Below are 24176 nucleotides of genomic sequence, written 5' to 3' on the forward strand. Positions count from 1 at the left end.
GATGTCACCGGCCGCTCAACGGCGATACACGAAGCCCAGTTTCCGGCCGATCCACGAGGCGTAGAATTCGCCGACGATCCCGCGGCGGAAGATCAACACGCAGATCATGAAAACGACGCCGGTGATGATCGTAACGGGAAATTCCGAAGTCGCGAGATAGTTCTGCAGTGTCACGACAAGCCCCGCCCCGAAGATCGGACCAATTAGCGTGCCTATGCCGCCGAGAAGCGTCATCAAGATCACCTCGCCCGACATCTGCCAGGCGACGTCCGTCAGCGTCGCGAACTGGAAAACCAGCGACTTCAAGGCTCCCGCCAACCCGGCAAGGGCTGCCGACATCACGAAGGCGCCGAGCTTGTAACGCGCCACCGAATAGCCGAGCGAAATCGCTCGGTTCTCGTTTTCCCGGATCGATTTCAAGATCATGCCGAAGGGCGAATGGATGAAACGCCAGATCAAAAGCATGCCGATGACGAAGACCGCCAGGACGAAGTAGTACATGCTGGTGGAATTATTCAAATCGATGAAGCCGAAGAGATGCCCCCTCGGAACGGACTGGATGCCGTCCTCGCCTTCGGTGAATTCCGCCTGCAGGCAGAAGAAGAAAAACATCTGCGAAAGCGCAAGCGTGATCATCGCGAAATAGATGCCCTGCCGGCGAATTGCAATATAGCCCATGACGAGGCCGAGAAGCGCAGCACCCGCAACGCCGATCAGGATGCCGAGTTCCGGCGGCACTCCCCATGTCTTGACGGTATAGGCAGTGAAATAGGCCGCCCCGCCAAAGAAGGTCGCGTGCCCGAAGGAAAGCAATCCGGTATAGCCGAGCAGAAGGTTGAACGCGCAGGCAAAGAGTGCAAAGCACAGCAGCTTCATCAGAAAGATCGGGTAGAAGAAGAACGGTGCGAGCAGCAGGAGCAAAAGGCCGATGATCAGGAAGCCGGCCTGTACCGACAGTGCGGTGCGGCTCTTTTCTGCACGAATGGTTTCGGTGATGTCCGTCATCTTACGCATCCCGGCCGAAAAGGCCCGCGGGCCTGACGAGAAGCACGATCGCCATGATCACGAAGATCACGATGTTCGACGCTTCCGGATAGAAAACCTTGGTCAGCCCCTCGGCAACGCCTAGAACGTAGCCGGTGACGATCGCCCCCATGATCGAGCCCATGCCGCCAACCACGACAACAGCAAAGACGACGATAATGATGTTGGACCCCATCAACGGCGAGACCTGGTAGACAGGTGCAGCCAGTACGCCGGCAAAGGCTGCAAGTCCGGCACCCAACGCATAGGTCAGCGTCAGCAGGACCGGCACATTGACCCCGAAGACCTGCACAAGCACGGCATTTTCCGTGGCCGCCCGAAGATAGGCTCCGAGCTTGGTCTTCTCGATGAGAAGCCAGGTGCCGATGCAGACCACCAGCGACATCACGACCACCCAGCCTCGATAGATCGGCAGGAACATGAAACCGAGGTTGGTACCACCGGCAAGGGCTGACGGCGTGGCATAGGGCTGGCCGGAAGAACCGTAGAGATAGCGGAACGTCCCTTCGATCGCGAGCGCCATGCCGAACGTGAACAGCAATCCATAGAGTGGATCGAGGCCATAGAGCCTCCGCAAGAAGAGCCGCTCGACGACGGCGCCGAAAAGACCGACTGCGAGCGGAGCAAGAATAAGCGCGGGCCAGTAGCCGATACCGCCATAGGCGAGCATCAGGTAGGCGACGAAGGCGCCGAGCATGTATTGCGCGCCATGGGCAAAATTGATGATGCGCAACAGGCCGAAAATGATTGCCAGGCCAAGGCTCAAAAGCGCGTAGAAAGAACCGTTGATGAGGCCGATCAGCAACTGGCCGAGAAGGGCCTGCACGGGGATGCCGAATATCATCGTCATGGCATCACACTCCCAGCACACTGTGCAGCGTATCCATCCGCTGCGGCAATTCGCCGACCGGGAACTCGGTCACCATCTGGCCATGGTCCATCAGATAGAAGCGGTCTGCAATGCGGCTTGCAAAGCGGAAATTCTGTTCGACGAGCAGTATGGTCATGCCGCGCTCCTTCAGCTTCCGCAGGACCTCACCGATACGTTGGACGATGACGGGCGCAAGCCCCTCGGTGGGCTCGTCGAGCAGCAGCATCTTGACTCCGGTGCGCAGGACACGAGCGATCGCCAGCATCTGCTGCTCGCCACCGGAAAGCTTGGTCCCGGCGCTCGCGCGGCGCTCGTAAAGATTCGGGAAAAGTTCGTAGATCTCGTCGAGATTCATGCCGCCTTCGGCCACGACCGGTGGCAAGAGCAGGTTTTCCGACACGCTCAGTGTCGAAAAGATGCCGCGCTCCTCAGGCACGAAGCCGATGCCCTTGTGTGCCGTCTTGTGCAGCGGCACCTGCATCATATCCGCTCCGGCGAAGCTAATCTTGCCCCTGCGGGCCCGCACGATGCCGGTGATCGTGCGAAGCGTCGTTGTCTTGCCGACGCCGTTGCGGCCGAGGATAGTGACGGTTTCGCCTTCGCCGACATACATGTCGACGCCGTGCAGAATATGGCTTTCGCCGTACCAGGCATTGAGGCCTCGAACTTCCAGCAGGGCAACCATCAACTTTCCTCCGTGCCCATATAGGCCTCGCGGACGCGTGGATCCTGGCTGACGGAGGCGTAATCGCCCTCCGCGAGGATCTCGCCGCGCTGAAGTACGGTCACCTGCTGGCAGATATCGGCAACGACAGAAAGATTGTGTTCGACCATCAGTACCGCCCGCACGCGCGCAACCTCGCGGATGATGGCCGAAACGACGCTGACGTCCTCCTGCCCCATACCGGCCATCGGCTCGTCGAGAAGCAGAACCTTCGGATCGAGCGCAAGCGTCGTTGCGATCTCCAGTACGCGCTTGCGGCCGTAGGAAAGATCAGCGGCAATATGGTCGCGCTCCTTGGAAAGGCCGACATTTGCCAGCAATTCTTCGGCGCGGTCGTTCAGGCGATCGAGTGCAGACACCGGCCGCCAGAACTGCGTGGAGAGATTGTTCGGACGCTGCAGGGCGACACGCACATTGTCGAGCACCGACAGGTGCGGGAAGACCGCCGAAATCTGGAAGGAACGCACCAGCCCCATGCGCGCCACCTTGTCCGGCGATGTCCTGGTGATATCCGTCCCCATCAGCGTGATCGTGCCGTGCGTCGGCTGCAGAAACTTGGTCAGCAGGTTGAAGACCGTCGTCTTGCCCGCGCCATTCGGTCCGATGAGGGCATGGACGCTGGCATCATAGACGTCGAGATCGACATTTTTGACGGCCGTGAAGCCACCGAAATCCCGGCGAAGGCCGCGGGCGGAGAGTACCACCCGCGGCGTTGCATTCGTCTCTGTTGCGGGAACCGCCATGAGCTTATTTCACCAGATCGCAGCCGCTCTTGGCGGGATCGATGTAGGCGTCCTTGCCGGGGATGGTGGCGAGAACGTCGAAGTAGTCCCAGGCCTCCTTGCTCTCGTCCGGCTTTTTCACCTGCAGGAGATACATGTCATGGATCATGCGGCCGTTCGGGCCGACGGTGCCACCGCGGCCGAAAACGTCGTCGACCGGCATTTCATGGAGTTGCTTGGCGACGGCATCCGTATCGTCTGTTCCGGCCTTCTGGATTGCCTTCAGGTACTGAAGCACGGCGGAATAGGTTCCGGCGTGGATCATGTTTGGCATCTTGCCGGTGCGATCGAAGAATTTCTTTCCGAAAGCGCGGCTCTCGTCGTCACGGTTCCAGTAATAACCTTCCGTAAGCGTCAAGCCTTGAGCGGCTTCGAGGCCAAGGCCATGGACGTCAGCGAGCGTGAAGAGCAACGCCGCCAGGCGCTGGCCGCCCTGCGTGATGCCGAACTCGGCCGCCTGCTTGATTGCGTTCGACGTGTCGAGGCCTGCATTGGCAAGACCGACGACCTTGGCGCCGGAAGACTGGGCCTGCAGCAGGAAAGACGAAAAATCCTGGCTGGCGAGCGGATGCCGGACGGAGCCGATGACATTGCCGCCATTGGCCTTTACGAAATCACTCGTCTGCTGTTCCAGCGAATAGCCAAAGGCATAGTCCGCCGTCAGGAAGAACCAGCTGTCGCCACCCTGCTTCACAAGTGCGCCACCGGTGCCGACGGCAAGGGCATGCGTATCATAGGCCCAATGGAAGCCGTAGGGCGAACAGGCCTTGCCCGTCAGATCCGTCGTCGCGGCACCCGTGACGATGTCGATCTTCTTCTTTTCTTTGCCAATTGCCTGGACAGCAAGCGCAACCGACGACGTCGTCAGTTCCATGATAGCGTCGACCTGCTCGGTGTCGTACCACTGCCGGGCGATGTTCGATGCAATGTCCGGCTTGTTCTGATGGTCGGCGTCGACGATCTCGATTGGAGAGTCGAGCACTTTACCTCCGAAATCTTCGACGGCCATCTGGGCGGCTTCAACGGACGATTTACCACCGAAATCGGCATAGACGCCGGATTGGTCGTTGAGGATGCCGATCTTCACCTTGCCGTCGGAAGCTCCATCGGCGAGTACGGCGGTGCCGCTGGCAAGCAGGAATGCCACGGACGCAATGAGATTCTTTCGCATATGTCTCTCCTCCCAGAGATGGCCAGATCGCGCGTCTGTTCAAAATTGGCCAGCCGCTCTCCTCAAGTCAGCCGGCGCTTCGCCTACGATCAAGGAAAATCGGCCTTGAGGCAACCGGTGGTTTACAGCTAATTACAAACAGTATCTGTTCATTTCTGAACAGAAGGTTGAAACCGACACGCTAGGGCGCTTTCCATTCTTGGGCAGCGATCGGCGATGAGACCAGAGACCCAGATTGGACGGCGCGACGCTGCATGAGCAATCTTCCGCAATTTACTTGGGACGATCTTCAGTTTTTTCTAGCCGTGGCGCGCACCGGCCAGCTATCGACGGCCGCAAGGCAGCTGCGCAGCAGCCACGCCACCGTCTCGCGACGCATCGACCGGCTTGAATTTTCCCTGAAGGTCAAGCTTTTCGAGCGCAACGCGCGCGGCTACGTGCTGACTGCGATGGGTACGCGCTTCGTGGACACCGCTGAAAAAATGGAACAGGAGACCGAACGCCTGCGAGCCGACCTTGCCGCAGGGTCGATGACGCAGCGCGGCGTCGTGCGATTGAGTGCGCCGGAGGGTTTTGCGAATTTCTTCTTTGCGAGCGTGCTGCCGAAATTTGCAGCTCTCCATCCGCATCTGTCGCTTGAGCTTGTGACGATCCAGCAGATCATGTCCCTGTCGCGCAAGGAAGCGGACATTACCGTCGTCTTGGACGAGCCGAAGGGCGGCCCGTATTTTTCCGAAAAGCTGACGGACTACCATCTGCAGGTTTACGGCTCGCGGGATTATCTTGCCAAGAGCCCGCCGGTCACCTGCCGCGACGATCTGCTGAACCATCCCTTCATCAGCTATATCGAGGAGATGATCTTCGCGCCGGGGCTTGACTATCTTGGCGACGTGCATCCGCGCATCAAGCCGCAGTTCCAAAGTTCCAGTATCTTTGCGCAGCTGACGGCGACGCGAAACGGCCTGGGGCTTTGCGTGCTTCCCTACTTCTTCGCAAGCCTTTATCCTGAACTCGTGCGCGTACTGCCGGATGAAGTGGATCTCTGCCGCAACTACTGGGTCACTTGTCATCAGGATATGAGACAAGCGCCGCGCGTGCGAGCCGTTATCGACTTTCTGCGGGAGGCCGTGAAAGGCGAAGACGCACGTTTCATCCCGCCGTTTGCGGCCGCAATCCATTCCGGGCGAAGGCCCGGATGACTATTTCAGGAATTCGGCGCGGTGCGGCGCGAAGGTGTCGATCAGCCGCCCCTTCTCCAATGCCTTGACGCCGTGAACGAGGTCGGGCGGCACGATGAAGCTGCCGCCTTCTTTCAGCACTTCCGTCTTCCCGTCGATGGTGACCGCAAAGCTGCCTTCGGCAACATAGCTCGCCTGGATGTGCGGGTGCGAATGCGCAGCACCGATTGCATCTTTTTCGAAGGCGACTTCAACCATCATCATCTCGGGCAGGTAGACCATGATCCGGCGGGTAACCCCCGGCTCCGGACTGATCCAGTCAGCGCCTTCGGCATGCACGAAAAGACCACTCGATGTCATGTTCAACTCCCCACTTCGATTCCCATCGGGCGGCAAGTTGGAGCATTGGGGTCTGTTTGAAAAGGGCGCAACGGTATATTCCTTCCAATTGACGCTGAAGCTGCCCGGGTTTATCGCGGGCTTGATCAGGCTTGCCTGAAGACCGGTGAGGAGACGCCGTCATGCAGCATACCCGCGAAACCTTCGACTGGGCCGATCCCTTCCGGCTGGTGGAACAGCTGAGCGACGAGGAGCGCATGGTGCAGGACACGGCAAACGCCTATGCGCAGGAAAAGCTCGCTCCCCGGGTGCTCGATGCATTCCGCAGCGAAAGGACAGATCCGGCGATCTTCCGCGAAATGGGCGAACTTGGCCTGCTCGGTGCGACGATCGCATCGGAATACGGCGGAGCAGGCTTGGGTTATGTGGCCTACGGCCTGATTGCCCGCGAAGTCGAGCGCGTCGATAGCGGCTACCGCTCGATGATGAGCGTGCAGTCGTCCCTCGTCATGGTGCCGATCGAGGCGTTCGGCTCGCAGGCGCAGAAACAGAAATATCTGCCAAAGCTTGCAACCGGCGAATGGATCGGCTGCTTTGGGCTCACCGAACCGGATCACGGCTCCGATCCCGGATCGATGGCGACGCGAGCCAAAAGGGTCGATGGCGGCTATAGCCTAACCGGGTCCAAGACCTGGATCACCAATGCGCCGATCGCCGATGTCTTCATTGTCTGGGCCAAGACTGAGGACGGCGTGATCCGCGGTTTTGTCCTGGAAAAGGGCTGGAAGGGCCTGACGGCGCCGGCCATCCACGGCAAAGTGGGTCTGCGCGCCTCGATCACCGGCGAGATCGTGCTCGACAATGTTTTCGTGCCGGAGGAAAACCTGCTGCCCGATGTGACCGGTCTGAAGGGGCCGTTTACCTGCCTGAATTCCGCCCGTTTCGGCATTGCCTGGGGAGCGCTCGGTGCGGCCGAAGCCTGTTATGCGACGGCCCGGCAATACACCCTCGATCGCAGGCAGTTCAACCGGCCGCTTGCCGCCAATCAGTTGATCCAGAAAAAGCTAGCAGACATGGTAAGTGAGATCGCGCTCGGCCTGCAGGGCTGCCTGAGGCTCGGCCGCATGATGGAAGAGGGCCGTCCGCCGGTGGAACTCACCTCAATCCTCAAACGCAACTCCTGCGGCAAGGCACTCGACATTGCGCGCACCGCCCGCGACATGCTCGGCGGCAATGGCATCTCCGATGAGTTCGGCGTCGCCCGCCACCTCGTCAATCTCGAGGTCGTCAATACCTACGAGGGTACGCATGACATCCACGCCCTCATCCTCGGCCGCGCCATCACGGGAATACAGGCCTTCGCGAATTAGCGTTCCGCCCGGCGGCGGCGAGAGGCAACCGAAGCAACAAGATTTCCCGCGATGCCCGAGCGCATCGTTGCCCTTAAGTGGCACCGAGCCTGCCCCTTGAGGCAATGCCGATCGTGATCGGACATGCAAGATCCTTATCCAATCGAAGCTCAGCTCCGCATTCGAAAATGGGCCGGGGCGTCAATTGCAACCGTATGGAGATTGTGCAACGCTGCCGTCGCCGATACAGCACCAATAGGGGAAGGGGTTTCTCATATGCTTCTATTCCTTGCATTTTCGATCGGAATTATTGCCGGCCTCAGGGCCATGACTGCGCCCGCCGCCGTTGCCTGGGGCGCCGCACTTGGCGGGTTCAACGTTTCTCAAACATCTCTCGCCTTTATGGGCTACCGGTGGACGCCGTGGATTTTCACGGTGCTTGCCGCCGTCGAAATGATCACCGACCAATTGCCGACAACGCCAAGCCGCAAGGTGCCGATGCAGTTCGGCGCCCGTTTGATCATGGGTGCATTGGCAGGCGCAACGATCGGCGCTTCGGATGGTTCCCTGACAGCGGGGCTCATTGCGGGCATCGTCGGTGCCGTTGTCGGAACGCTCGGCGGTGCCTTTATCCGCGGCAAGCTTGCGAAGGGTTTCGGCAAGGATTTGCCGGCGGCACTTATCGAAGATGGTGTCGCCATCGGCGGCGCGCTGTTGATCTTGGTGGCCGTGCCATGAAAAGTTACGACGCGATCTTTATCGGAGCCGGTCAGTCCGGCCCCTTCCTCGCCGCCCGCATGTCCGAAAAGGGCATGAACGTAGCGCTGATCGAGCGAAAATTTCTTGGCGGTACCTGCGTCAATGCCGGCTGCATGCCGACGAAGACCCTGGTCGCCAGTGCCCGGGCCGCCCATGTCGCGCGCCGCGGCGGCGATTACGGCGTGAAGATCGCTGGCAAGATCGAGATCGACATGATGATCGTGCGCCAGCGCGCCGAAACCGTTACCATGAACGCCCGCAACGGCCTGATCAGCTGGCTTGGCAGCATGGATACGATGGACGTGATCTACGGCCAGGCCAGATTTGCCGGTCCGAAGACAGTCATGGTCAACGGCGAGATGCTGTCGGCGCCGCAAATCTTTCTGAATGTCGGTGCTCGCCCGGTCATTCCGGATTTTCCCGGTATCGAGGACATCGACTATCTCACAAGCACGTCGATCATCCACCTCGACACGCTGCCACGCCACCTGGCCGTCATAGGCGGCAGCTATATCGGTCTCGAATTCGCGCAGATGTACCGTCGCTTCGGCGCCGAAGTCACAATCATCGAACGCGGGCCGAAGCTTGCCTCCCGCGAAGACGAGGATATCTCCGATGCAATCGCGCAGATACTCGGCGCCGAAGGTATTGCAGTTCACACTCAGGCAGATCGTATCGCATTCGCAAAGAATGGCGATGTTGTTGCCGTCAGCACCGGCGACGGCAAGCCGGTGATCGAGGCAAGTCATGTGCTGATTGCAACCGGCCGCAGGCCGAACACCGACGATCTCGGCCTCGATGCCGCCGGCGTTTTGACGGACAAGCGCGGCTACATTACGGTGGACGACAGGCTGATGACCAATGTCGAGGGCATCTTCGCGCTCGGCGACTGCAACGGCCGCGGAGCCTTTACGCATACGTCCTATAATGATTTCGAGATCGCCGCAGCCAACCTGATTGATGGTGGCGATCGCAAGGTGAGCAGCCGCATTCCCGCCTATGCACTTTATATCGATCCGCCACTCGGCCGCGTCGGCATGACGGAGAAGGAAGCGCGCGCTTCCGGCAAAAACATCATGGTCTCGTCCCGCCCGATGAGCCGCGTCGGTCGTGCCAGCGAACGAGGCGAGACCATGGGATTCATGAAGATCGTCGCCGAGGTCGAAAGCAAGCGAATTCTCGGTGCCGCAATCCTTGGCATCGAAGGCGACGAGGCAATCCACGGCATCATCGATGCCATGAATGCCGGAACGACCTACCCTGCCCTGCAATGGTCGGTGCCGATCCATCCGACCGTCTCGGAACTGATTCCGACGGTGCTGGGAGATTTAAAGGCGGTTGAGAAATTTCCTTCTGCCCCGGAAAGAAGTTGAGAGGCTCTTATTCCATCACGATCTGCAGCTTGACATCCGTCGGCCGCGCTTCGACGGCACGATCGAAAGCCTTGATCGAATCCTCGAACTGGAAGACCCCCGAAATCAGCGGCTTGAGGTCGACGCGGCCGGAGCCGAGGAGCGCGATCGATCGCTCGTACTGGTGCGCGTAGCGGAAGACCGTTTCGATGCGAACCTCCTTGGTCGAAGCCGTCGAAATGTCGAAGCCGACGGGATCCACCGGCAGGCCGACGGCAACGATGACCCCTCCCGGGCGCACCAGATCCATGATCGTTTCCCAAGCCTTTGGCGACCCGGAGCACTCGAAGATCACGTCTGCGCCCCAGTCGGCGGTCAGGCGGCTCACTTCGTCGACGAGATTTTTCTCGCGGATGTTGACCGGAATGACGCCCTGATACTGCGCGGCGATGTCGAGCTTCGGCTGGGCGAGATCGGCAACAATCGCCCGGGCACAGCCTCCGGCTAGCGCCGCAATCGCCACCATCGTACCGATCGGGCCGGCGCCGAGAACGACGGCCGTGTCGCCGGGTGCGATTTTTGCTTTGGCCGCGGCCTGCATGCCGACCGCAAATGGTTCGACCATCGCGCCTTCGGCAAAGCTGACATTGTCCGGAAGCTTGTAGGTGTAGTTGGCGCGATGAACCACTTCTGGCGTCAGGACTCCGTGAACCGGGGGCGTCGCCCAGAAGGTGACGGCAGGATCGACATTGTACATGCCAAGCCGGCTTGCCTTGGAGTTCGGATCGGGAATGCCGGGTTCCATGCAGACGCGGTCGCCGGCCTTCAGATGTGCCACGCCTTCACCGACTTCGACCACTGTACCGGCCGCTTCGTGCCCAAGCACCATCGGCTCACGGACGACAAATGGCCCAATCCTGCCGTGGGTGTAATAATGCACGTCCGAACCGCACACGCCGACGGTGTGGATCTTGATCTTCACCTGTCCCGGTCCGGTTTGCAGCGGTAGATCAATTTCGCGAAGGGCAAGCTCATGCTGACGCTCCAGTACCAGCGCACGGACTTTGGCCATAAGTCGGTTTCCTTCCCTGATAGTTCGTCCGGTTCACCTGGACGTCGTTTGACCGACTATACGACCCACCAGGCCAACAGAGCAACAGAATAACGAGGCTTTTGCTCGCGATGTGATGATTTGCTCAGTTAATCCCGACCAGGTTGGGCGCAGGTAGCGGCTGCCCGGGACCTGTGCAAACCTGCCGGCGATGGATGCTCGATCGCACAAGCGCGCGGGCGAAGGCCGCACCCATATTGCCGGCACCGATGACGCCGGTGGACATCTTTTCTTCCTTAAGATCAAGATGAGGCTGATCGGATCACGCCGTGAAGCCGCCATCGGCGACGATGTCGGCGCCTGTCACGAAGGCTGCTTCCGGGCTCGCGGGGTAGGCGACGACGCTTGCGATCTCATAATCTTTGCCGTAGCGGCCGATCGCCATGCCGGGACCGACGATCCTCGAGACCGGACCTCCATCGGGGTTCATATCGGTGTCCGTTGGACCAGGATGGACGGTGTTAACGGTGATCCCCTTAGGCCCAAGGTCACGCACGAGACTGCGGTTGAAGCCGGCGACAGGCTTGATCACCCGAACACTTCCAGGACGTGAAGCAAGTCGGTGTATTCGCGCACCTTCGCGATCTTGCCGCCCCTGATGGTGAAAAGGAGCGCGTACTCGTTTTCGTATACTTTCCCGGTTCTGGTCGTAGCGTGTGAACGAGTTTCGGCCGCCACGATGTCGCCTTCGCCGATGATGCTGACGATCTGCATATCGAGGCCGTCGGTATAGGCTGAAAGCATGTTACGGAACATCTTTGCGGCCTCCTCTTTAGTTTTCGTGCCCGACGACGGAAAGAGATGCGGCTTGCCGTTGACCCACCAGGTCGCATCGTCTGTCATCACATCGATCAGACCGTCGGCATTGGACTTCCTGAAGTGGTCGCAGAACTCGCGCACGACGCGCTTGTTGTCTTCAACGCTCATTTCGTTTCCCAATATTGGTTGGAGCTGATTTCTGAGTTTAAGCAAAGGCCGGCCGCCGGAGGGAATTGCGGGAGGGCCGAACTTTTTGATTTAGGCGGGATAAGATCCCCCCATGTTGGGCATCAAGGTTCGTCAAGGGCCAAACTGATGCTTACCACCGCGCCAGCCCGAGGTTTGAATGAACTTTTCCCAGGAGAGCGTTTCCGGGTCCAAGCGCCGGCTCCATTCCAGATCGTGTTCCTTGCCAAAGTAACCATATTCTACGGCATATTCGACCATTCCGATTAGCTCCTGCACAAGGAGATCGTTGGCGCCGAAGCCAGGAAAGAAATGCAGGAGGTCCTCGCGCTTGAAGGCGCTGCGGTATTCGGCCTTGATGCCCGTTACTCGCTGAAAGGTTTCAACCATCTCGCGAGGCGAAATGATGTCACCCACGATCGGAAGTGTCTTACCCTTGAACGTGTCCGGGTCAGACAATACAGAGAGCACAGCTGGTCCCGTCGCCGTCGTCGGATCGACAAACGGTGCACGAAAGTCTTCCGGAAGGTAGATTGGCATAAGGAGCGTGTCCCCTTGCATCTGGGGAACGTAATATTCGAGCAGGTTCGTGTAGAAAAACGCAAGCGACACGAACGAATGCGTAACGGGCAACGTGCGAATGTAGTCAGCAACCAGTGCCTTGTCAGTGAAGTGCGGCGTGAATTTCGTTCCCGTGGTAATTTTGTCGACATTGTCCAAAGTCGAAAAAACGATGTGGCTCACGCCTGCCTCGACTGCCGCATCGGCAATCTGTTTGCCAAGCGCAAATTCGGCATTGTCTTGCGGTACGAGCTGGGGGGTCATCAGATAGGCACCGTCGGCACCGTGAAATGCCGCAACGAGTTCCTTCTCATGGCCGAGACTGAGGGGCGCCACCACAATTTCTGCCCCTAGTTCCGCCAGACTGCGGGATCCTGCAGAATCGCGGGTTCTGGTCAGTGCGCGGACTCGATATTGATTGCTTTTAAGAAGCGTCGCCGCAACGCTGCGGCCCTGCTTGCTAGTTGCGCCGACAACCGAAATAAGCGGTTTTTGTTTTTGAGGCATCAAAACTCAGTTCCTTGTGTAGGTTCAGCCATTGGAAACAGGCACGCTGGCTTTGGTGCATCCGTCTTTCCATGCGAACTACATAAGGATAAGCTGCTTGCTCGATAAGTACGTACAAAGAGCGCATGTAGTATCATGAATGATAGTGCCCCCCTAAAGCGGACACGTCGCGCAGCAACGAAAACGGGATGCGCTGTCGAGGCGACGATCTCGGTTGTTGGTGGCGTCTGGAAGCCCGTCATCTTGTTTCATTTGCTCGATGGCAAAATGAGATTTAACGCAATCTGTCGTCTCACTCCTGCTGCGACGCCACGAATGATCACGCTTCAATTGCGGGAGTTGGAGGCCGACGGCATTATTAGCCGGACTATCTATCCGGAGGTGCCGCCCAGGGTAGAATACGAACTCACGGAACTCGGGCTATCATTGGAGCCATTGCTCGTCAGCATGTGCGAATGGGGCGAGAGACTTCAGGCGTTGCATGGTATTCCCTGCGACATCGGAAACTGCAGACCTCGGTCTCAGAAGCGGGTTTTGGCGGGCGGGCCTAATCGCTGGACCTCGGCTACAGATGAGCCACCTCTCACTGAGGGGCCATGATTTGCGGACTTGTCGCGGTGCGTTCGCTCCTACAGGCTGGTGCCGGCGACTGTACGCTTCGCCAGACCTCAATCGCCTTGAACAGATACGAACCAGATACGAACCTTCGGCCCGTGCACTTCAGCGGCTAAGCGATTTGATTGAAGCGCATTTCTCACGTGACCGATTCTGCGAACATCATCCAAACCGCAAATTGTCTTTTGGGAAGGACGACAGATCTTGAGTGTTTCCTTAATAAAGTTTTTGAGAAATGTGCTCGGCCATGAAATCAATGAAAGCGCGAACTTTAGGCGCTCTTGCCGACATAGGGGGCCAGACGAGCGAAACGCTGCCACGTTCGCCCGTGTAATCTGCGAGAACGGCTTTGAGACGCCCCGCCGCAATGTCATCGCTCACGAGATAGCTCGGCACCTGAATGATTCCTAATCCACCCAGTGCGGCCGATGCAAGTGCCTCGCCGTCGTTCAATATCGTAGACGGCTTGATTGGCGTTGCTTGGGGTGAATTCCTGAACGCCCAAACCTCTGGCCGGCCGGTGGTTGGAAAACGATAGTATATACAGCAGTGACTATGGAGATCGGCTGGACTTTGCGGAATGCCGCGGTGGGCAAGATATCCAGGTGAGGCGCATGTTGTGAATGTATGTGGTCCGATCCTTCGTGCGCGTAAGGTTGAGTCGTCCAGCTCTCCAAGTCGCAGCACCACGTCATATCCGCCCTCGATGATATCAACCTTCACGTCATCGAGGCTGATTTCGGTCGTCACCTCTGGAAACCGGGTTCGAAAATCAAGGAGCGCCGGCATGACGATCTTGCGACCTAACACTGTGGGCACGCTCACCTTGAGGCGACCTCGGGGCGCCTTCTGGACCAGATGAAGCTCTTGCTCAGCATCTTGCAGTTCTTTCACGATACGGGTGACGTATCGGTACAGGATGTCACCTTCGCCGGTCACGGCCAGCGACCTGGTCGTACGGTTTAACAACCGCAGACCTAGACGCGCTTCAAGGCGCTCTACCGCTTTGCCCACGGCCGATGCGGATAGGCCGAGCTTCCTTCCCGCAGCCGCAAAACTTCCGGTTTCGACGGCGACTGAAAATGCGACAAGGCCGCTGAGGGACTCTATGGAGACGATTGACGACATTATGGCCGGTATGATGCGACGAGTACCCCTATTCCGTCAACTGCTGCGATCCTCCAATATCTGAACAGCAAACGCTGGGGCAACCGCCTCCAGAGTGCCGAGCTAAGCTTTGGGAGGAAGTAATCTTGTATTTCACTCACGCACACGTTCCCCCATCGTTGATCATCTCACGCGCCGAATAACGGATCAAGCAAGCAATGACCCGGTTGCGGCAGGTGATCTTGGAACGCTTGAAAACGACCGTGATGGATTGGCTCGCCGTCTACCCGAGCGTCCTTCTGGTTATCTGGCTTGTGGGCGACCGTACGCAGAACTGGCCAACGCCACTGCGTGTTTTGGGCGCAACGCTCTTGATCGTGCCGATTGTTACAAACATTAGCCAGCCCGCAGTGAGGACGATTGTCGGGAAAATCGAAAAGGAAATTGTGCGGTGGCAATCGAGAAGCCGGCTCTAACCTCGTCCGTCTTGGACGATCACTCAAAAGTCGAAGGATCCAGAGATATGACGATGACTCCCGACAGCGCAACGAGCCGGAAAGCCTTCAATTGGATCAACGGATCCCAGTGCCAAGAAGGTGAGTTGAAGCGATCCATCGACCCGGCGACTTACAACGTAATCGGCCACTATCCCGACTACGGCCTTGAGGCCGCGAAATTTGCCGTGGCAGCAGCCTCAAAAGCCTTTCGTGAGACTTTGTGGGCGCACGATCACGAACTACGGGCGCGTGTGCTCGACCAACTAGCGTGCGCTTTTGAGCGCAATCGCGACAGACTGCTCGAGATTCTGTCGTTGGAGAACGGCAAGGTGAAGGCAGAAGCCGCGTTCGAGTTGGACATGGTTGCGAGTAAGCTTCGCTATTCGGCCGCAACTGCTCTGGTCGAAGGCGGACGGGCGATGACACCCAAGCCGGGGAGCATTTCCCTGATCCTTCGGCAACCGATGGGGGTCGCCGCAGTTATCGCCCCTTGGAACTCTCCGGTTATTCTGACTATCCGCTCGCTGGCTCCAGCGCTTGCTGCTGGTTGCACCACGGTCATCAAGCTTCCGGCGCAAGTCGCACAGACTGCAAGCGTTATGGCGGAGATAATGGCTGAAGCAGAAGATCTTCCGAACGGCGTGATCAATCTGTTCTTCGAGAGCGGGCCTGAAGGCTCTGCCTATCTCGTGGACTCGCCGGAGGTTCCGGTCGTCAGTTTCACAGGATCCACCCGTACCGGCCGAGCCATCAGCAGCACTGGCGCAAGGTATCTCAAGCGTTTCGGCATGGAACTCGGCGGCAAGACGCCGATGATCGTCTTTGACGATGCAGACCTCGATGCCGCTTTGCCGGTCCTGGAAAAGGCACTAACAGTCTTCAGCGGCCAGTTTTGTATGACGGGCTCCCGCATGCTCGTGCAGAATGGCAAATACGAGGCCGTTCGCGACGGCTTGGCGGAGAGGTTGCGCAACGTCAAGGTCGGCCCCGCCGCCGACCTCTCCAGCGACATGGGGCCTTTGATCGACCGCGCCAACGTCGAGCGGGTCGATGGTGTTGTCGAGGCCGCTATCGCAGCCGGGGCGAAGGTCGTCGAGCGTGGCGGTCCCATCAATGTTGGTCCGCTTGCGGACGGCGCCTTCTTCCGTCCGGCGCTTCTGGAAGTTTCCGACAACAGTCTCGCTATCGTCCAAGAGGAGACTTTTGGTCCGGTGCTGACGATTCAGAGGTTCGCTGACGAGGCGGAAGCGATCCGGCTTGCCAACGACAATGAGTACGGACTGTCGGCCAGCATTTGGACACGCGATGTCGATCGATCCTTGCGCGTTGCGCAGGCGCTCGAGGCGGGCTCAGTGTGGATCAATGACTGGGCGAAAGTTTACGACGGTACCGAAGAGGGCGGGTTCAAGCAGTCTGGCCTTGGCCGCCTGAACGGTCTGGCTGCGCTCGACGATTTCATTGAACACAAGCATATCGCGCTCAAGCCGGGCTTGACGCATCGCTGACACCCAAAGTCACTCAAAAGGAGGAATAACCATGTCTACCGATACGAACGCCGAGAAGAAGTTATCGAAAGCAGAACCAGCGTCGCCGACATCGCCTTTGGGGGTGTTGCAGTCGATCTTGTCGAACCCGACCGACCTGGAGTTCGTCAAACAATTCACGACGGACGATTTCATTTATGTTTCGCTGAACTATGAGCACCCGGAGCTGAAACGGATCATGCCTTGGGCAGGTACCAACGAAGGTACCGAAGGGCTGGTTCAGACTTTCATCGATGTCGGCCGTTACTGGACGACAGACAACTTCGAAATCCAGGACAGTTTCGAAAATAAGAACGGCGCGGCGATCTTCGGCACATTCACCTACACATCAAACGTTTTGGGTAAAACGGTGACGTCGCCCTTCTCGGTTCTGGCGCGCGGCGAGAACGGCAAGTTGTCCTACGTGCAGTTTATGGAAGATACTTTCGCAACCGTCCGCAGTTTCAGAGATGGCGGCGAGTATTCCATTAAAGCGAGCCCAGACGGGTCCGAAATCACCGTCTGAAGGTAAGTCCGCCTCGCCCGCATCGATCACTCACTCGATAAGATAGGTTTTTGAGTGGGAAGTATTCGGAAGGCGAGCTCACGAAACTTCGGCCAGTTTTCGGAATGCAGCGCCGAAGAAAACAATCCTGATCCGAATTGCTGCCTAGGTTCTTGCCGAGCAGCTTTCTCTCAACCGATGGCCACTTAGGCTGGGCGGCGCCTTTCGCCGTGGCTGAATGCAAGGATATCCAGATGGCAAATTATCTACAGGTGCTAACTCCATCAAACTCTCAGCTTATTTTCATTGATCAACAGCCGCAAATGGCGTTTGGCGTCCAGTCGATCGATCGTCAAACGCTGAAGAACAATGTCGTCGGCCTTGCCAAGGCTGCGAAGATCTTCGACATTCCGACGACGATTACGACAGTCGAGACGGACAGCTTTTCCGGCAACACCTTTCCTGAGCTGCTTGCCGTCTACCCGGAACACGACATCCTCGAGCGGACCTCGATGAACTCGTGGGATGATCAGAATGTGCGCGATGCGCTGGCGAAGAATGCTGCCGATGGCCGCAGGAAGATCGTCGTGGCGGGCCTCTGGACTGAGGTATGCAATATCACCTTCGCGCTTTCCGCACTCCACGATGTGCCGGATTACGAGATCTACATGGTCGCAGACGCTTCGGGCGGCACCTCGCTCGACGCGCACAAATACGCCATGGATCGCATGGTGCAAGCCGGTGTGATCCCGGTGACCTGGCAGCAGGTGCTGCTCGAATGGCAGCGCGACTGGGCGCGCAAGGAAACCTACGACGCCGTCACGTCGCTGGTGCGCGAACATTCCGGCGCTTACGGCATGGGCATCGACTACGCCGTCACTCACGTCCATGGCGGCGCTGAGCGCGTCAAGCACGGCAAGCGGATCGGCCCGAACCCGGCTGCACGGTAAGGCCTGATCGCACCGCTCCGATAGTCCCTGTCGGAGCGGTTTCCGCCGCCGGAGGAGCTTTGCCGTGAAACTCTACTTCTGTCGCTTGGCGCTGGGCTGCTCGTCGGCGTCGTCTATAGCCTGCTCAATGTCCGCTCGCCGGCGCCGCCGGTCATCGCGCTGGTGGGGCCGCTCGGCATTCTCGTCGGCGAGCAGATCGTCCCGCTTGCGAAAACAATCTGGGGCAGGCAACCCGCAGCCATCTCGTGGCTCAACGACATCAAGCCCCACATGTTCGGCCATCTGCCGAAGGGCAATCATGGCAGCGCCGAGATCGCCGGTCGCCAGATACCGCCCGCAAAGGAGAAAATCTGATGCCTACACGCAGAACCCTTCTCGGCGCAGCATCCAGCCTCGCCTTTCCATCGCTCTTCTCATCGGCCCATGCCGCCGATCCCGTGAGAACCGGGGCTAGTAAGATGCATCCTGATATCATCCTGCACAACGGACAGCTAACCACGCTCGATCGAACCAACCCGAGCCCAACCGCCGTTGCCATCATGGATGGTTTCTTTCTCGAGGTGGGCGTGGATGGGGACATCATGCGTCTTGCCGGTCCCGAGACCAAAATCATCGATCTCAAGGGCAAGCGCGTGCTGCCCGGTCTGATCGACAACCATACCCACGTCGTTCGCGGCGGCCTGAACTACAACATGGAGCTGCGCTGGGACGGTGTCCGGTCACTAGCCGACGCCATGGACATGCTGAAGCGACAGGTGGCGATTACGCCAGCGCCGCAATGGGTCCGCGTGATCGGCGGCTTCACCGAGCATCAGTTCGTCGAAAAGCGACTGCCGATGCTCGAGGAGATCAACGCTGTCGCGCCTGACACGCCAGTCTTCCTATTGCATCTCTACGACCGCGCATTGCTCAATGGCGCAGCTCTGCGTGCTGTCGGCTACACGCGGGATACTCCGAACCCGCCGGGCGGCGAGATCACTCGCGATGCCAACGGCAATCCCACTGGCATGCTGATCGCTACACCCAATGCCACCATTCTCTATGCAACACTGGCAAAGGGGCCAAAACTGCCGCTCGACTATCAGGTCAACTCCACCCGGCACTTCATGCGCGAGCTCAACCGGCTTGGCGTGACGGGCGTTATTGACGCCGGCGGTGGCTTCCAGAACTACCCGGACGACTACCAGGTCATCCAGAAGCTCTCCGATGAAAATCAGATGACGGTACGCCTCGCCTACAATCTCTTTACGCAGAAGGCGAAGCAGGAAAAGGAGGACTTCCTCAACTGGACGTCGTCGGTCAAATACAAGCAGGGCAACGACTATTTCCGCCACAATGGTGCGGGGGAGAACCTGGTGGCCTCGGCTGCAGATTTTGAAGACTTCCGTCAACCGCGGCCCGACTTGCGGCCCGAAATGGAGGGCGAGCTTGAGGGCGTCGTCCGCATCCTTGCCGAAAACCGCTGGCCCTGGCGTCTGCACGCCACCTATGACGAAACGATTTCGCGCGCGCTCGACGTCTTTGAAAAGGTCAGCAGGGATATCCCCTTCCAGGGACTGAACTGGTTCTTCGATCATGCGGAAACGATCTCGGATCGTTCGATCGATCGGATCGCGGCGCTCGGCGGCGGCATCGCCACCCAGCATCGCATGGCCTTCCAGGGCGAGTATTTCGTCGAGCGCTATGGCCATGGTGTTGCCGAAGCGACCCCGCCGATCCGTAAGATGCTGGACAAGGGCGTCAATGTCTCTGCCGGAACCGACGCGACCCGCGTCGCCTCCTACAATCCATGGGTCTCGCTGTCATGGATGATCACCGGCAAGACCATCGGCGGCATGCAGCTTTATCCGCGCGCCAACTGCCTCGACCGCGAGACGGCGCTCAGGATGTGGACGGATAAGGTCACTTGGTTTTCCAACGAGGAAGGCAAGAAGGGACGCATCGAGAAAGGCCAGTTCGCCGATCTGATCGTGCCGGACAAGGACTTCTTTTCCTGCCCCGAGGACGAGATCTCTTTCCTCACGTCGGATCTCACCATGGTCGGCGGCAAGGTCGTCTACGGCGCCGGTGATTTCAGGGCGCTGGACGAGAACAACGTGCCGCCCGCGATGCCAGACTGGTCTCCGGTGCGTACATTCGGCGGTTATGCCGCCTGGGGCGAACCCGACGGCGCCGGCCGCAACTCGCTACGCCGAACGGCGATCTCGACATGCGGCTGCGCCAGCGATTGCGGCGTCCATGGCCACGATCATGCCGGTGCCTGGACCTCGAAACTGCCGGTCGCGGACCTGAAGGGTTTCTTCGGCGCTCTCGGCTGCTCCTGCTGGGCGGTGTGATCCGGCGAGAACCGGATGGGCAGCGGCGATCGCTGCCCATCCCTGATCGACCAACTCCGATAGAATTGCATCTTCGATTTTCAGTTGCTCGTCCAAGCCGGTTTATCGGCGGTTGCCCCTCCTGACACCGACGACCCGGTCGGGCAGGTCACTTTGAGAGACGCACAGATGACCGATAACCTTCCATCCGCAAGGCGCCTGGGCTCGTTGACCGCCCGGCTCGTTTCCGCTTCGCCGATCCGCACGCTGGCACTGCTCGCCCTCTGCGCCGCTTATATCCAGGGTCCGATTACCAAGATCCTAGATTTCTACGGCGCATTGGCCGAGATGACGCATTTCGGCCTGCACCCGGCGCCATTCTTCGCTGTCTCCGTCATCGTCTTCGAACTCGTCGCCTCTGCCATGGTGGTGTCCGGCATCCTGCGCTGGGCAGGCGCGCTTGCCCTGTCCGGCTTCACGCTCCTCGCAACCTTTATTGCCCTCCGTTTCTGGGAAATGGCACCGGGCATGGAGCGCATGATGGCCACCAATGCCTTTTTCGAGCATGTCGGGCTCGCCGGCGCCTTTATTCTCGTGGCCGCCTTCGATCTAGAGAAAGGTGCGGGCGCATGAGCCCGGCAAGCCCCCCGGGGGGAAGTTTCGCGCCGCTCGCCCAGCCGGTCTTCGCCGTGCTCTGGGCAGCGACGGTGCTCGGCAATACCGGAAGCTTCATGCGCGACGTTGCGAGTTCCTGGCTGATGACGGATCTCTCCGCCTCACCCGCCGCCGTAGCGATGGTCCAGGCGGCGGGAACCCTACCGATCTTCCTGCTGGCCATCCCCGCCGGGGTGCTGACCGATATCCTTGACCGCCGCAAGTTCCTGATCGCGGTGCAACTCCTTCTGGCCTCCGTCAGCATCACGCTGATGATCCTGGCGCAGACGGGAATGCTCTCGGTCGGCGCCCTGATCGGGCTCACCTTCCTTGGCGGCGTCGGCGCCGCGCTGATGGGGCCGACCTGGCAGGCAATCGTGCCGGAACTGGTTAAGCGCGAGGATGTCAAAAGCGCCATCGCACTCAATTCGCTCGGCATCAACATAGCCCGGTCGATCGGCCCTGCGGCCGGCGGGCTGCTGCTCGCCGCTTTGGGAGCGGGCGTGACCTATGGCGTCGATGTCGCGAGCTATCTCGTGGTCATCGCCGCACTGATCTGGTGGCCGAGGGCGAGCAAAACCGATGATGCGCTGGCCGAAGGTTTCTTCGGCGCCTTCCGGGCCGGCCTGCGATACACCCGCGCCAGCCGACCGCTGCATGTCGTGCTGCTGCGCGCGGCAGTCTTCTTTGCCTTCGCCAGCGCCGTCTGGGCTCTCCTGCCGCTCGTTGCCCGACAAATGCTTGGTGGGGATGCGAGCTTCTACGGTATCCTGCTCGGCGCCGTCGGGGCCGGCGCGATCGGTGGAGCCTTCGTCATGCCGAAGCTGCGCGAACGGTTGAGCCCCGACGGGCTTCTGCTTGGTGCTGCGCTGACCGCTGCGGCCGTCATGGCCACCCTGTCGCTTGCCCCGCCGAAATGGATCGCCATCGTCGCTCTCCTGTTCCTAGGAGCTGCATGGATCACGGCACTGACGACGCTCAACGGCACTGCGCAGGCCGTCCTTCCCAATTGGGTGCGCGGGCGCGGGCTTGCCGTCTATCTGACCGTCTTCAACGGCGCGATGACGGCGGGCAGTATCGGCTGGGGCGCGGTCGGCGAGGCCGCCGGCCTATCCGGTACGCTGCTGATCAGCGCCGCCGGCCTAGCTGTCGCCGGCATCGTCATGCACCGGCTGAAACTGCCGGCCGGCGATGCGGACATGGTGCCGTCCAACCATTGGCCCGAACCGCTTGTTGCGGAACCGGTCGGCCATGATCGCGGCCCGGTCCTCATTCTCATCGAATACCATGTCGAAAAGCACAATCGCACGGCGTTTCTCCATGCGATCGATCGGCTCTCGCACGAAAGACGACGCGATGGCGCCTATGGATGGGGCGTGACCGAGGACAGCGCCGATCCGCAAAAGATGGTCGAATGGTTCATGGTCGAATCTTGGGCCGAGCACCTGCGCCAGCACAGGCGGGTCTCGAATGCCGATGCCGATCTGCAGGGCAAGCTTCTGACCTATCACAAAGGACCCGGCAAGCCGGTCGTGCGCCATTTCCTGGCGATCAACCGGCCCGGCAAAACCTGATCCGAAGCCGTCTTTAAGAGGAACAGGCAGGATCGAGTCCATTGCAGTGCAACGTAGTGGCAGTCCTGCCGAGAACTACGGTGACTGAGTTTTTTGACAACTAAATATCGATATCAGGGGACCTCGATGCCGACAGCGTCATGCAGTTCGTCCACGTAACAGGGATACTCCTGCCGCTGGCGGGCAGAGACCTGCGCGTCAATGTCAATGAGCATGACGGCCGAACTGGCTTCAGTCCGCCCAACCAGACCGCCCCCGGGAGTGATGGCGAAGCCGCCTCCGCCGAAGCGTGGACCATCCCCAGATTGCCCAATTCTGTTCGAACTGACGACATAACTCCCAGAGACGATTGAGGCCATCTTGCCGGCAGTTATCCAGCTTTCGTGGGAAGAACCGGTCGCTCGAGGAACGGCAATCAAATCGGCTCCCCGTCGGCCATATTGTCTGGCATGTTCGTTGAACATGAGTTCGGTGCACAAGAGGACGCCTACGCCTAGCCCGCAAATATTCTGGATGTTGAAGCGCCCATCGCCTCGACTGAACCAGGACACCTCGGACCAACCGGGCTCCTGCGGAAGGTATGTCTTCGTATGCAGGGGGCGAACCTGGCCGTTCTCGATGACGATCGCCTCATTGACAAGACGGTCGGCGAGCAGCATTGGGCGACTTGTTATAACAGCCGGAATGTTCAGTGCGGCGAGAGCAGCAGTTCCAGCTTCGTGGATCTCAACACTTTGCCGTGCGTCCTCCATGGCAAAATCCTCCTTTCGAGCCAGCCACTGGCCGAAGGGCATCTCATTCATCACCAGTATATCGGGCCGGCGCTTGGCAAGAGCCTGGGCAAATTGGTCCCACGCCGCTCCATGCGGCTGCAAGCCATCCGTCATCTCGACGTAAGCACAAACAGGCATTATTTCCTCCAACTCAAGAGATTGAGATTAGTGCTTGGCGTAGCAGGTCAGAGTTCCTGGGCTGCCATGAGCTTCCCGCTGGACGGCCCGGTATTCTCAATGAGGTAGCGGATCACCGTGACTGGCATTGCTTAGGATGGGCTAGAAAGTGAATTCGCGGCGGCTGCCTTTTGGGCTTCAGCAATGGAAAGGCGAACGGCCCTTTTCATGGCATCCTTCTCCCCGAATATCGCAACAAAAGCCGTGGCACCTTCCAAACGGGCTAACGTGTCTGTCGCAATGTCTCGAGCTACATCGACAGGCATCGCGCGGGACAAGATGCTGGACAGATAATCGCGATGCGCTTGAAAAAAGGCTCGGACTGCATCCTTGGCAATCGGGGTCTCGTCACTCGTGCCATAAGCAAGATGCAGGCCTACGCATCGCCCGCGATCGGTGAGAGTGGTTGCAATCAGTTCTATGACCTCGACGAACTCGGCGTCCCATTGCCTTGATCCTAGGTCTTTTTGACCGAATGTCTCTTGCAAGGTGAGATCCAGGACCGCCGGAACGAGAGCTTCCTTGTTGGGAAAGCGGACGTATAGCGATGATTTCTTCAGGCCCACGGCGTCCGCGAGGTCGTTCATCGACGCGCCAGCATACCCTCTTGATCGAAACAATTCCCTCGCAGTCGATACGATCGTTTCTCTCATGACTTTCATACGTCTTCTCCGAGCTGAGGTTCTACGACACTTGATACAGGAACCTTGAAAGGTTGACAACCGACCGTTCGGTCGTATTTTACATCCATCCGTCGACTGTTGGTTTGCCCAGACCTTTGAGAAGGAGTTCC

Annotated in this window: 24 protein-coding genes and 1 pseudogene; 12 read left to right on the plus strand and 13 right to left on the minus strand. The window is 59.1% G+C overall.

Annotation, left to right across the window (positions count from 1 at the left end; translation table 11 throughout):
• Positions 1-15: 15 nt before the first annotated feature.
• From AM571_RS30965 to AM571_RS30985, 5 genes are read right to left on the minus strand one after another with little or no spacing between them, the layout of a single operon-like run.
• Positions 16-1005, minus strand: coding sequence for a branched-chain amino acid ABC transporter permease (locus tag AM571_RS30965; protein ID WP_074064777.1), 990 nt, complete (start codon positions 1003-1005; stop codon positions 16-18).
• Position 1006: 1 nt separating this feature from the next.
• A complete protein-coding gene (locus tag AM571_RS30970) occupies positions 1007-1894 on the minus strand; it encodes a branched-chain amino acid ABC transporter permease (protein ID WP_074064778.1) in 888 nt (295 codons plus the stop codon).
• 4 nt (positions 1895-1898) lie between these two features.
• The gene (locus AM571_RS30975; protein WP_074064779.1) at positions 1899-2600 is read right to left on the minus strand and encodes an ABC transporter ATP-binding protein; all 702 of its coding nucleotides are present in this window, start codon (positions 2598-2600) and stop codon (positions 1899-1901) included.
• A complete protein-coding gene (locus AM571_RS30980) occupies positions 2600-3382 on the minus strand; it encodes an ABC transporter ATP-binding protein (RefSeq protein ID WP_074064780.1) in 783 nt (260 codons plus the stop codon). The genes AM571_RS30975 and AM571_RS30980 overlap by 1 nt, the downstream gene beginning before the upstream one ends.
• A 4-nt stretch (positions 3383-3386) precedes the next feature.
• Positions 3387-4592: an ABC transporter substrate-binding protein gene (locus tag AM571_RS30985; RefSeq protein WP_074064781.1), complete on the minus strand. Its 1206-nt coding sequence runs from the start codon at positions 4590-4592 to the stop codon at positions 3387-3389.
• Positions 4593-4846: 254 nt separating this feature from the next.
• On the opposite strand from AM571_RS30985, the gene AM571_RS30990 reads away from it, so the two are divergent.
• Entirely contained in the window at positions 4847-5791 is a 945-nt protein-coding gene (locus AM571_RS30990) for a LysR family transcriptional regulator (RefSeq protein ID WP_074064782.1), read from the plus strand.
• On the opposite strand, the gene AM571_RS30995 is transcribed toward AM571_RS30990, so the two are convergent.
• The gene (locus tag AM571_RS30995) at positions 5792-6130 is read right to left on the minus strand and encodes a cupin domain-containing protein (RefSeq protein ID WP_074064783.1); all 339 of its coding nucleotides are present in this window, start codon (positions 6128-6130) and stop codon (positions 5792-5794) included. It lies immediately after the preceding gene.
• A 161-nt stretch (positions 6131-6291) separates the two neighbouring features.
• Between AM571_RS30995 and AM571_RS31000 the strand changes: the two genes are divergently transcribed.
• The 3 genes from AM571_RS31000 to AM571_RS31010 all read left to right on the plus strand — a co-directional run bounded on the left by AM571_RS31000 (position 6292) and on the right by AM571_RS31010 (position 9590).
• Complete coding sequence (locus AM571_RS31000; protein WP_074064784.1) at positions 6292-7479, plus strand: acyl-CoA dehydrogenase; 1188 nt, start codon at positions 6292-6294, stop codon at positions 7477-7479.
• Positions 7480-7734: 255 nt separating this feature from the next.
• Positions 7735-8196 (plus strand): DUF4126 family protein, encoded by a 462-nt coding sequence (locus AM571_RS31005; protein WP_074064785.1) that lies wholly within the window; start codon positions 7735-7737, stop codon positions 8194-8196.
• Positions 8193-9590, plus strand: coding sequence for an FAD-containing oxidoreductase (locus AM571_RS31010; protein ID WP_074064786.1), 1398 nt, complete (start codon positions 8193-8195; stop codon positions 9588-9590). Before AM571_RS31005 ends, AM571_RS31010 begins: the two co-directional genes overlap by 4 nt.
• A 7-nt stretch (positions 9591-9597) precedes the next feature.
• On the opposite strand, the gene AM571_RS31015 is transcribed toward AM571_RS31010, so the two are convergent.
• The 4 genes and pseudogenes from AM571_RS31015 to AM571_RS31030 all read right to left on the minus strand — a co-directional run bounded on the left by AM571_RS31015 (position 9598) and on the right by AM571_RS31030 (position 12693).
• On the minus strand, positions 9598-10641 hold the full coding sequence (locus AM571_RS31015; protein ID WP_074064787.1) for an NAD(P)-dependent alcohol dehydrogenase: 1044 nt from the start codon (positions 10639-10641) through the stop codon (positions 9598-9600).
• A gap of 301 nt (positions 10642-10942) precedes the next feature.
• Positions 10943-11200, minus strand: a pseudogene (locus AM571_RS31020) (SDR family oxidoreductase); the annotation flags it as partial.
• Between the two features lie 8 nt (positions 11201-11208).
• Positions 11209-11607 (minus strand): nuclear transport factor 2 family protein, encoded by a 399-nt coding sequence (locus AM571_RS31025; RefSeq protein ID WP_074064788.1) that lies wholly within the window; start codon positions 11605-11607, stop codon positions 11209-11211.
• A 132-nt stretch (positions 11608-11739) separates the two neighbouring features.
• Positions 11740-12693 carry an NmrA/HSCARG family protein gene (locus tag AM571_RS31030; RefSeq protein ID WP_074064789.1) on the minus strand — a complete coding sequence of 318 codons (954 nt, stop codon included), beginning with the start codon at positions 12691-12693 and terminating at the stop codon, positions 11740-11742.
• Between the two features lie 135 nt (positions 12694-12828).
• Between AM571_RS31030 and AM571_RS31035 the strand changes: the two genes are divergently transcribed.
• Positions 12829-13293, plus strand: coding sequence for a winged helix-turn-helix transcriptional regulator (locus tag AM571_RS31035; RefSeq protein WP_074064790.1), 465 nt, complete (start codon positions 12829-12831; stop codon positions 13291-13293).
• A gap of 231 nt (positions 13294-13524) precedes the next feature.
• Here AM571_RS31035 and AM571_RS31040 read toward each other — a convergent pair whose 3' ends face one another.
• The gene (locus AM571_RS31040) at positions 13525-14436 is read right to left on the minus strand and encodes a LysR family transcriptional regulator (protein WP_081377249.1); all 912 of its coding nucleotides are present in this window, start codon (positions 14434-14436) and stop codon (positions 13525-13527) included.
• A gap of 502 nt (positions 14437-14938) precedes the next feature.
• Here AM571_RS31040 and AM571_RS31050 point away from each other — a divergent pair.
• The 7 genes from AM571_RS31050 to AM571_RS31080 all read left to right on the plus strand — a co-directional run bounded on the left by AM571_RS31050 (position 14939) and on the right by AM571_RS31080 (position 22433).
• On the plus strand, positions 14939-16417 hold the full coding sequence (locus AM571_RS31050) for an aldehyde dehydrogenase family protein (RefSeq protein WP_074064792.1): 1479 nt from the start codon (positions 14939-14941) through the stop codon (positions 16415-16417).
• Between the two features lie 31 nt (positions 16418-16448).
• A complete protein-coding gene (locus AM571_RS31055; protein ID WP_074064793.1) occupies positions 16449-16961 on the plus strand; it encodes a nuclear transport factor 2 family protein in 513 nt (170 codons plus the stop codon).
• A 233-nt stretch (positions 16962-17194) separates the two neighbouring features.
• Entirely contained in the window at positions 17195-17890 is a 696-nt protein-coding gene (locus tag AM571_RS31060) for a hydrolase (protein WP_074064794.1), read from the plus strand.
• A gap of 27 nt (positions 17891-17917) precedes the next feature.
• Positions 17918-18244: a XapX domain-containing protein gene (locus AM571_RS31065; RefSeq protein ID WP_074064795.1), complete on the plus strand. Its 327-nt coding sequence runs from the start codon at positions 17918-17920 to the stop codon at positions 18242-18244.
• Positions 18244-20226 carry an amidohydrolase gene (locus AM571_RS31070; protein ID WP_074064796.1) on the plus strand — a complete coding sequence of 661 codons (1983 nt, stop codon included), beginning with the start codon at positions 18244-18246 and terminating at the stop codon, positions 20224-20226. The genes AM571_RS31065 and AM571_RS31070 overlap by 1 nt, the downstream gene beginning before the upstream one ends.
• A 168-nt stretch (positions 20227-20394) precedes the next feature.
• Positions 20395-20838, plus strand: coding sequence for a DoxX family protein (locus AM571_RS31075; protein ID WP_074064797.1), 444 nt, complete (start codon positions 20395-20397; stop codon positions 20836-20838).
• Positions 20835-22433, plus strand: coding sequence for an MFS transporter (locus AM571_RS31080; RefSeq protein WP_074064798.1), 1599 nt, complete (start codon positions 20835-20837; stop codon positions 22431-22433). Before AM571_RS31075 ends, AM571_RS31080 begins: the two co-directional genes overlap by 4 nt.
• A gap of 113 nt (positions 22434-22546) precedes the next feature.
• Here AM571_RS31080 and AM571_RS31085 read toward each other — a convergent pair whose 3' ends face one another.
• Positions 22547-23344 (minus strand): carbon-nitrogen hydrolase family protein, encoded by a 798-nt coding sequence (locus AM571_RS31085; protein ID WP_074064799.1) that lies wholly within the window; start codon positions 23342-23344, stop codon positions 22547-22549.
• Positions 23345-23475: 131 nt separating this feature from the next.
• Positions 23476-24045 carry a TetR/AcrR family transcriptional regulator gene (locus tag AM571_RS31090; RefSeq protein WP_081377250.1) on the minus strand — a complete coding sequence of 190 codons (570 nt, stop codon included), beginning with the start codon at positions 24043-24045 and terminating at the stop codon, positions 23476-23478.
• Positions 24046-24176: the final 131 nt, after the last annotated feature.

It is taken from the genome of Rhizobium etli 8C-3, assembly GCF_001908375.1.
Classification (GTDB): domain Bacteria; phylum Pseudomonadota; class Alphaproteobacteria; order Rhizobiales; family Rhizobiaceae; genus Rhizobium; species Rhizobium etli_B.

Bases quoted from the DNA above. Each gene is read 5' to 3' on its own strand.
- AM571_RS31010 (WP_074064786.1), top strand. From the start codon at position 8,193: ATGAAAAGTTACGACGCGATCTTTATCGGAGCCGGTCAGTCCGGCCCC.
- AM571_RS31005 (WP_074064785.1), top strand. From the start codon at position 7,735: ATGCTTCTATTCCTTGCATTTTCGATCGGAATTATTGCCGGCCTCAGG.
- AM571_RS31055 (WP_074064793.1), top strand. From the start codon at position 16,449: ATGTCTACCGATACGAACGCCGAGAAGAAGTTATCGAAAGCAGAACCA.
- AM571_RS30965 (WP_074064777.1), bottom strand. From the start codon at position 1,005: ATGACGGACATCACCGAAACCATTCGTGCAGAAAAGAGCCGCACCGCA.
- AM571_RS31060 (WP_074064794.1), top strand. From the start codon at position 17,195: ATGGCAAATTATCTACAGGTGCTAACTCCATCAAACTCTCAGCTTATT.
- AM571_RS31025 (WP_074064788.1), bottom strand. From the start codon at position 11,607: ATGAGCGTTGAAGACAACAAGCGCGTCGTGCGCGAGTTCTGCGACCAC.
- AM571_RS31030 (WP_074064789.1), bottom strand. From the start codon at position 12,693: ATGCCTCAAAAACAAAAACCGCTTATTTCGGTTGTCGGCGCAACTAGC.
- AM571_RS31015 (WP_074064787.1), bottom strand. From the start codon at position 10,641: ATGGCCAAAGTCCGTGCGCTGGTACTGGAGCGTCAGCATGAGCTTGCC.
- AM571_RS31090 (WP_081377250.1), bottom strand. From the start codon at position 24,045: ATGAAAGTCATGAGAGAAACGATCGTATCGACTGCGAGGGAATTGTTT.
- AM571_RS31085 (WP_074064799.1), bottom strand. From the start codon at position 23,344: ATGCCTGTTTGTGCTTACGTCGAGATGACGGATGGCTTGCAGCCGCAT.
- AM571_RS31080 (WP_074064798.1), top strand. From the start codon at position 20,835: ATGAGCCCGGCAAGCCCCCCGGGGGGAAGTTTCGCGCCGCTCGCCCAG.
- AM571_RS31050 (WP_074064792.1), top strand. From the start codon at position 14,939: ATGACGATGACTCCCGACAGCGCAACGAGCCGGAAAGCCTTCAATTGG.
- AM571_RS31040 (WP_081377249.1), bottom strand. From the start codon at position 14,436: ATGTCGTCAATCGTCTCCATAGAGTCCCTCAGCGGCCTTGTCGCATTT.
- AM571_RS31035 (WP_074064790.1), top strand. From the start codon at position 12,829: ATGAATGATAGTGCCCCCCTAAAGCGGACACGTCGCGCAGCAACGAAA.
- AM571_RS30990 (WP_074064782.1), top strand. From the start codon at position 4,847: ATGAGCAATCTTCCGCAATTTACTTGGGACGATCTTCAGTTTTTTCTA.
- AM571_RS30975 (WP_074064779.1), bottom strand. From the start codon at position 2,600: ATGGTTGCCCTGCTGGAAGTTCGAGGCCTCAATGCCTGGTACGGCGAA.
- AM571_RS30980 (WP_074064780.1), bottom strand. From the start codon at position 3,382: ATGGCGGTTCCCGCAACAGAGACGAATGCAACGCCGCGGGTGGTACTC.
- AM571_RS31070 (WP_074064796.1), top strand. From the start codon at position 18,244: ATGCCTACACGCAGAACCCTTCTCGGCGCAGCATCCAGCCTCGCCTTT.
- AM571_RS31000 (WP_074064784.1), top strand. From the start codon at position 6,292: ATGCAGCATACCCGCGAAACCTTCGACTGGGCCGATCCCTTCCGGCTG.
- AM571_RS31075 (WP_074064797.1), top strand. From the start codon at position 20,395: ATGACCGATAACCTTCCATCCGCAAGGCGCCTGGGCTCGTTGACCGCC.
- AM571_RS30995 (WP_074064783.1), bottom strand. From the start codon at position 6,130: ATGACATCGAGTGGTCTTTTCGTGCATGCCGAAGGCGCTGACTGGATC.
- AM571_RS30970 (WP_074064778.1), bottom strand. From the start codon at position 1,894: ATGACGATGATATTCGGCATCCCCGTGCAGGCCCTTCTCGGCCAGTTG.
- AM571_RS30985 (WP_074064781.1), bottom strand. From the start codon at position 4,592: ATGCGAAAGAATCTCATTGCGTCCGTGGCATTCCTGCTTGCCAGCGGC.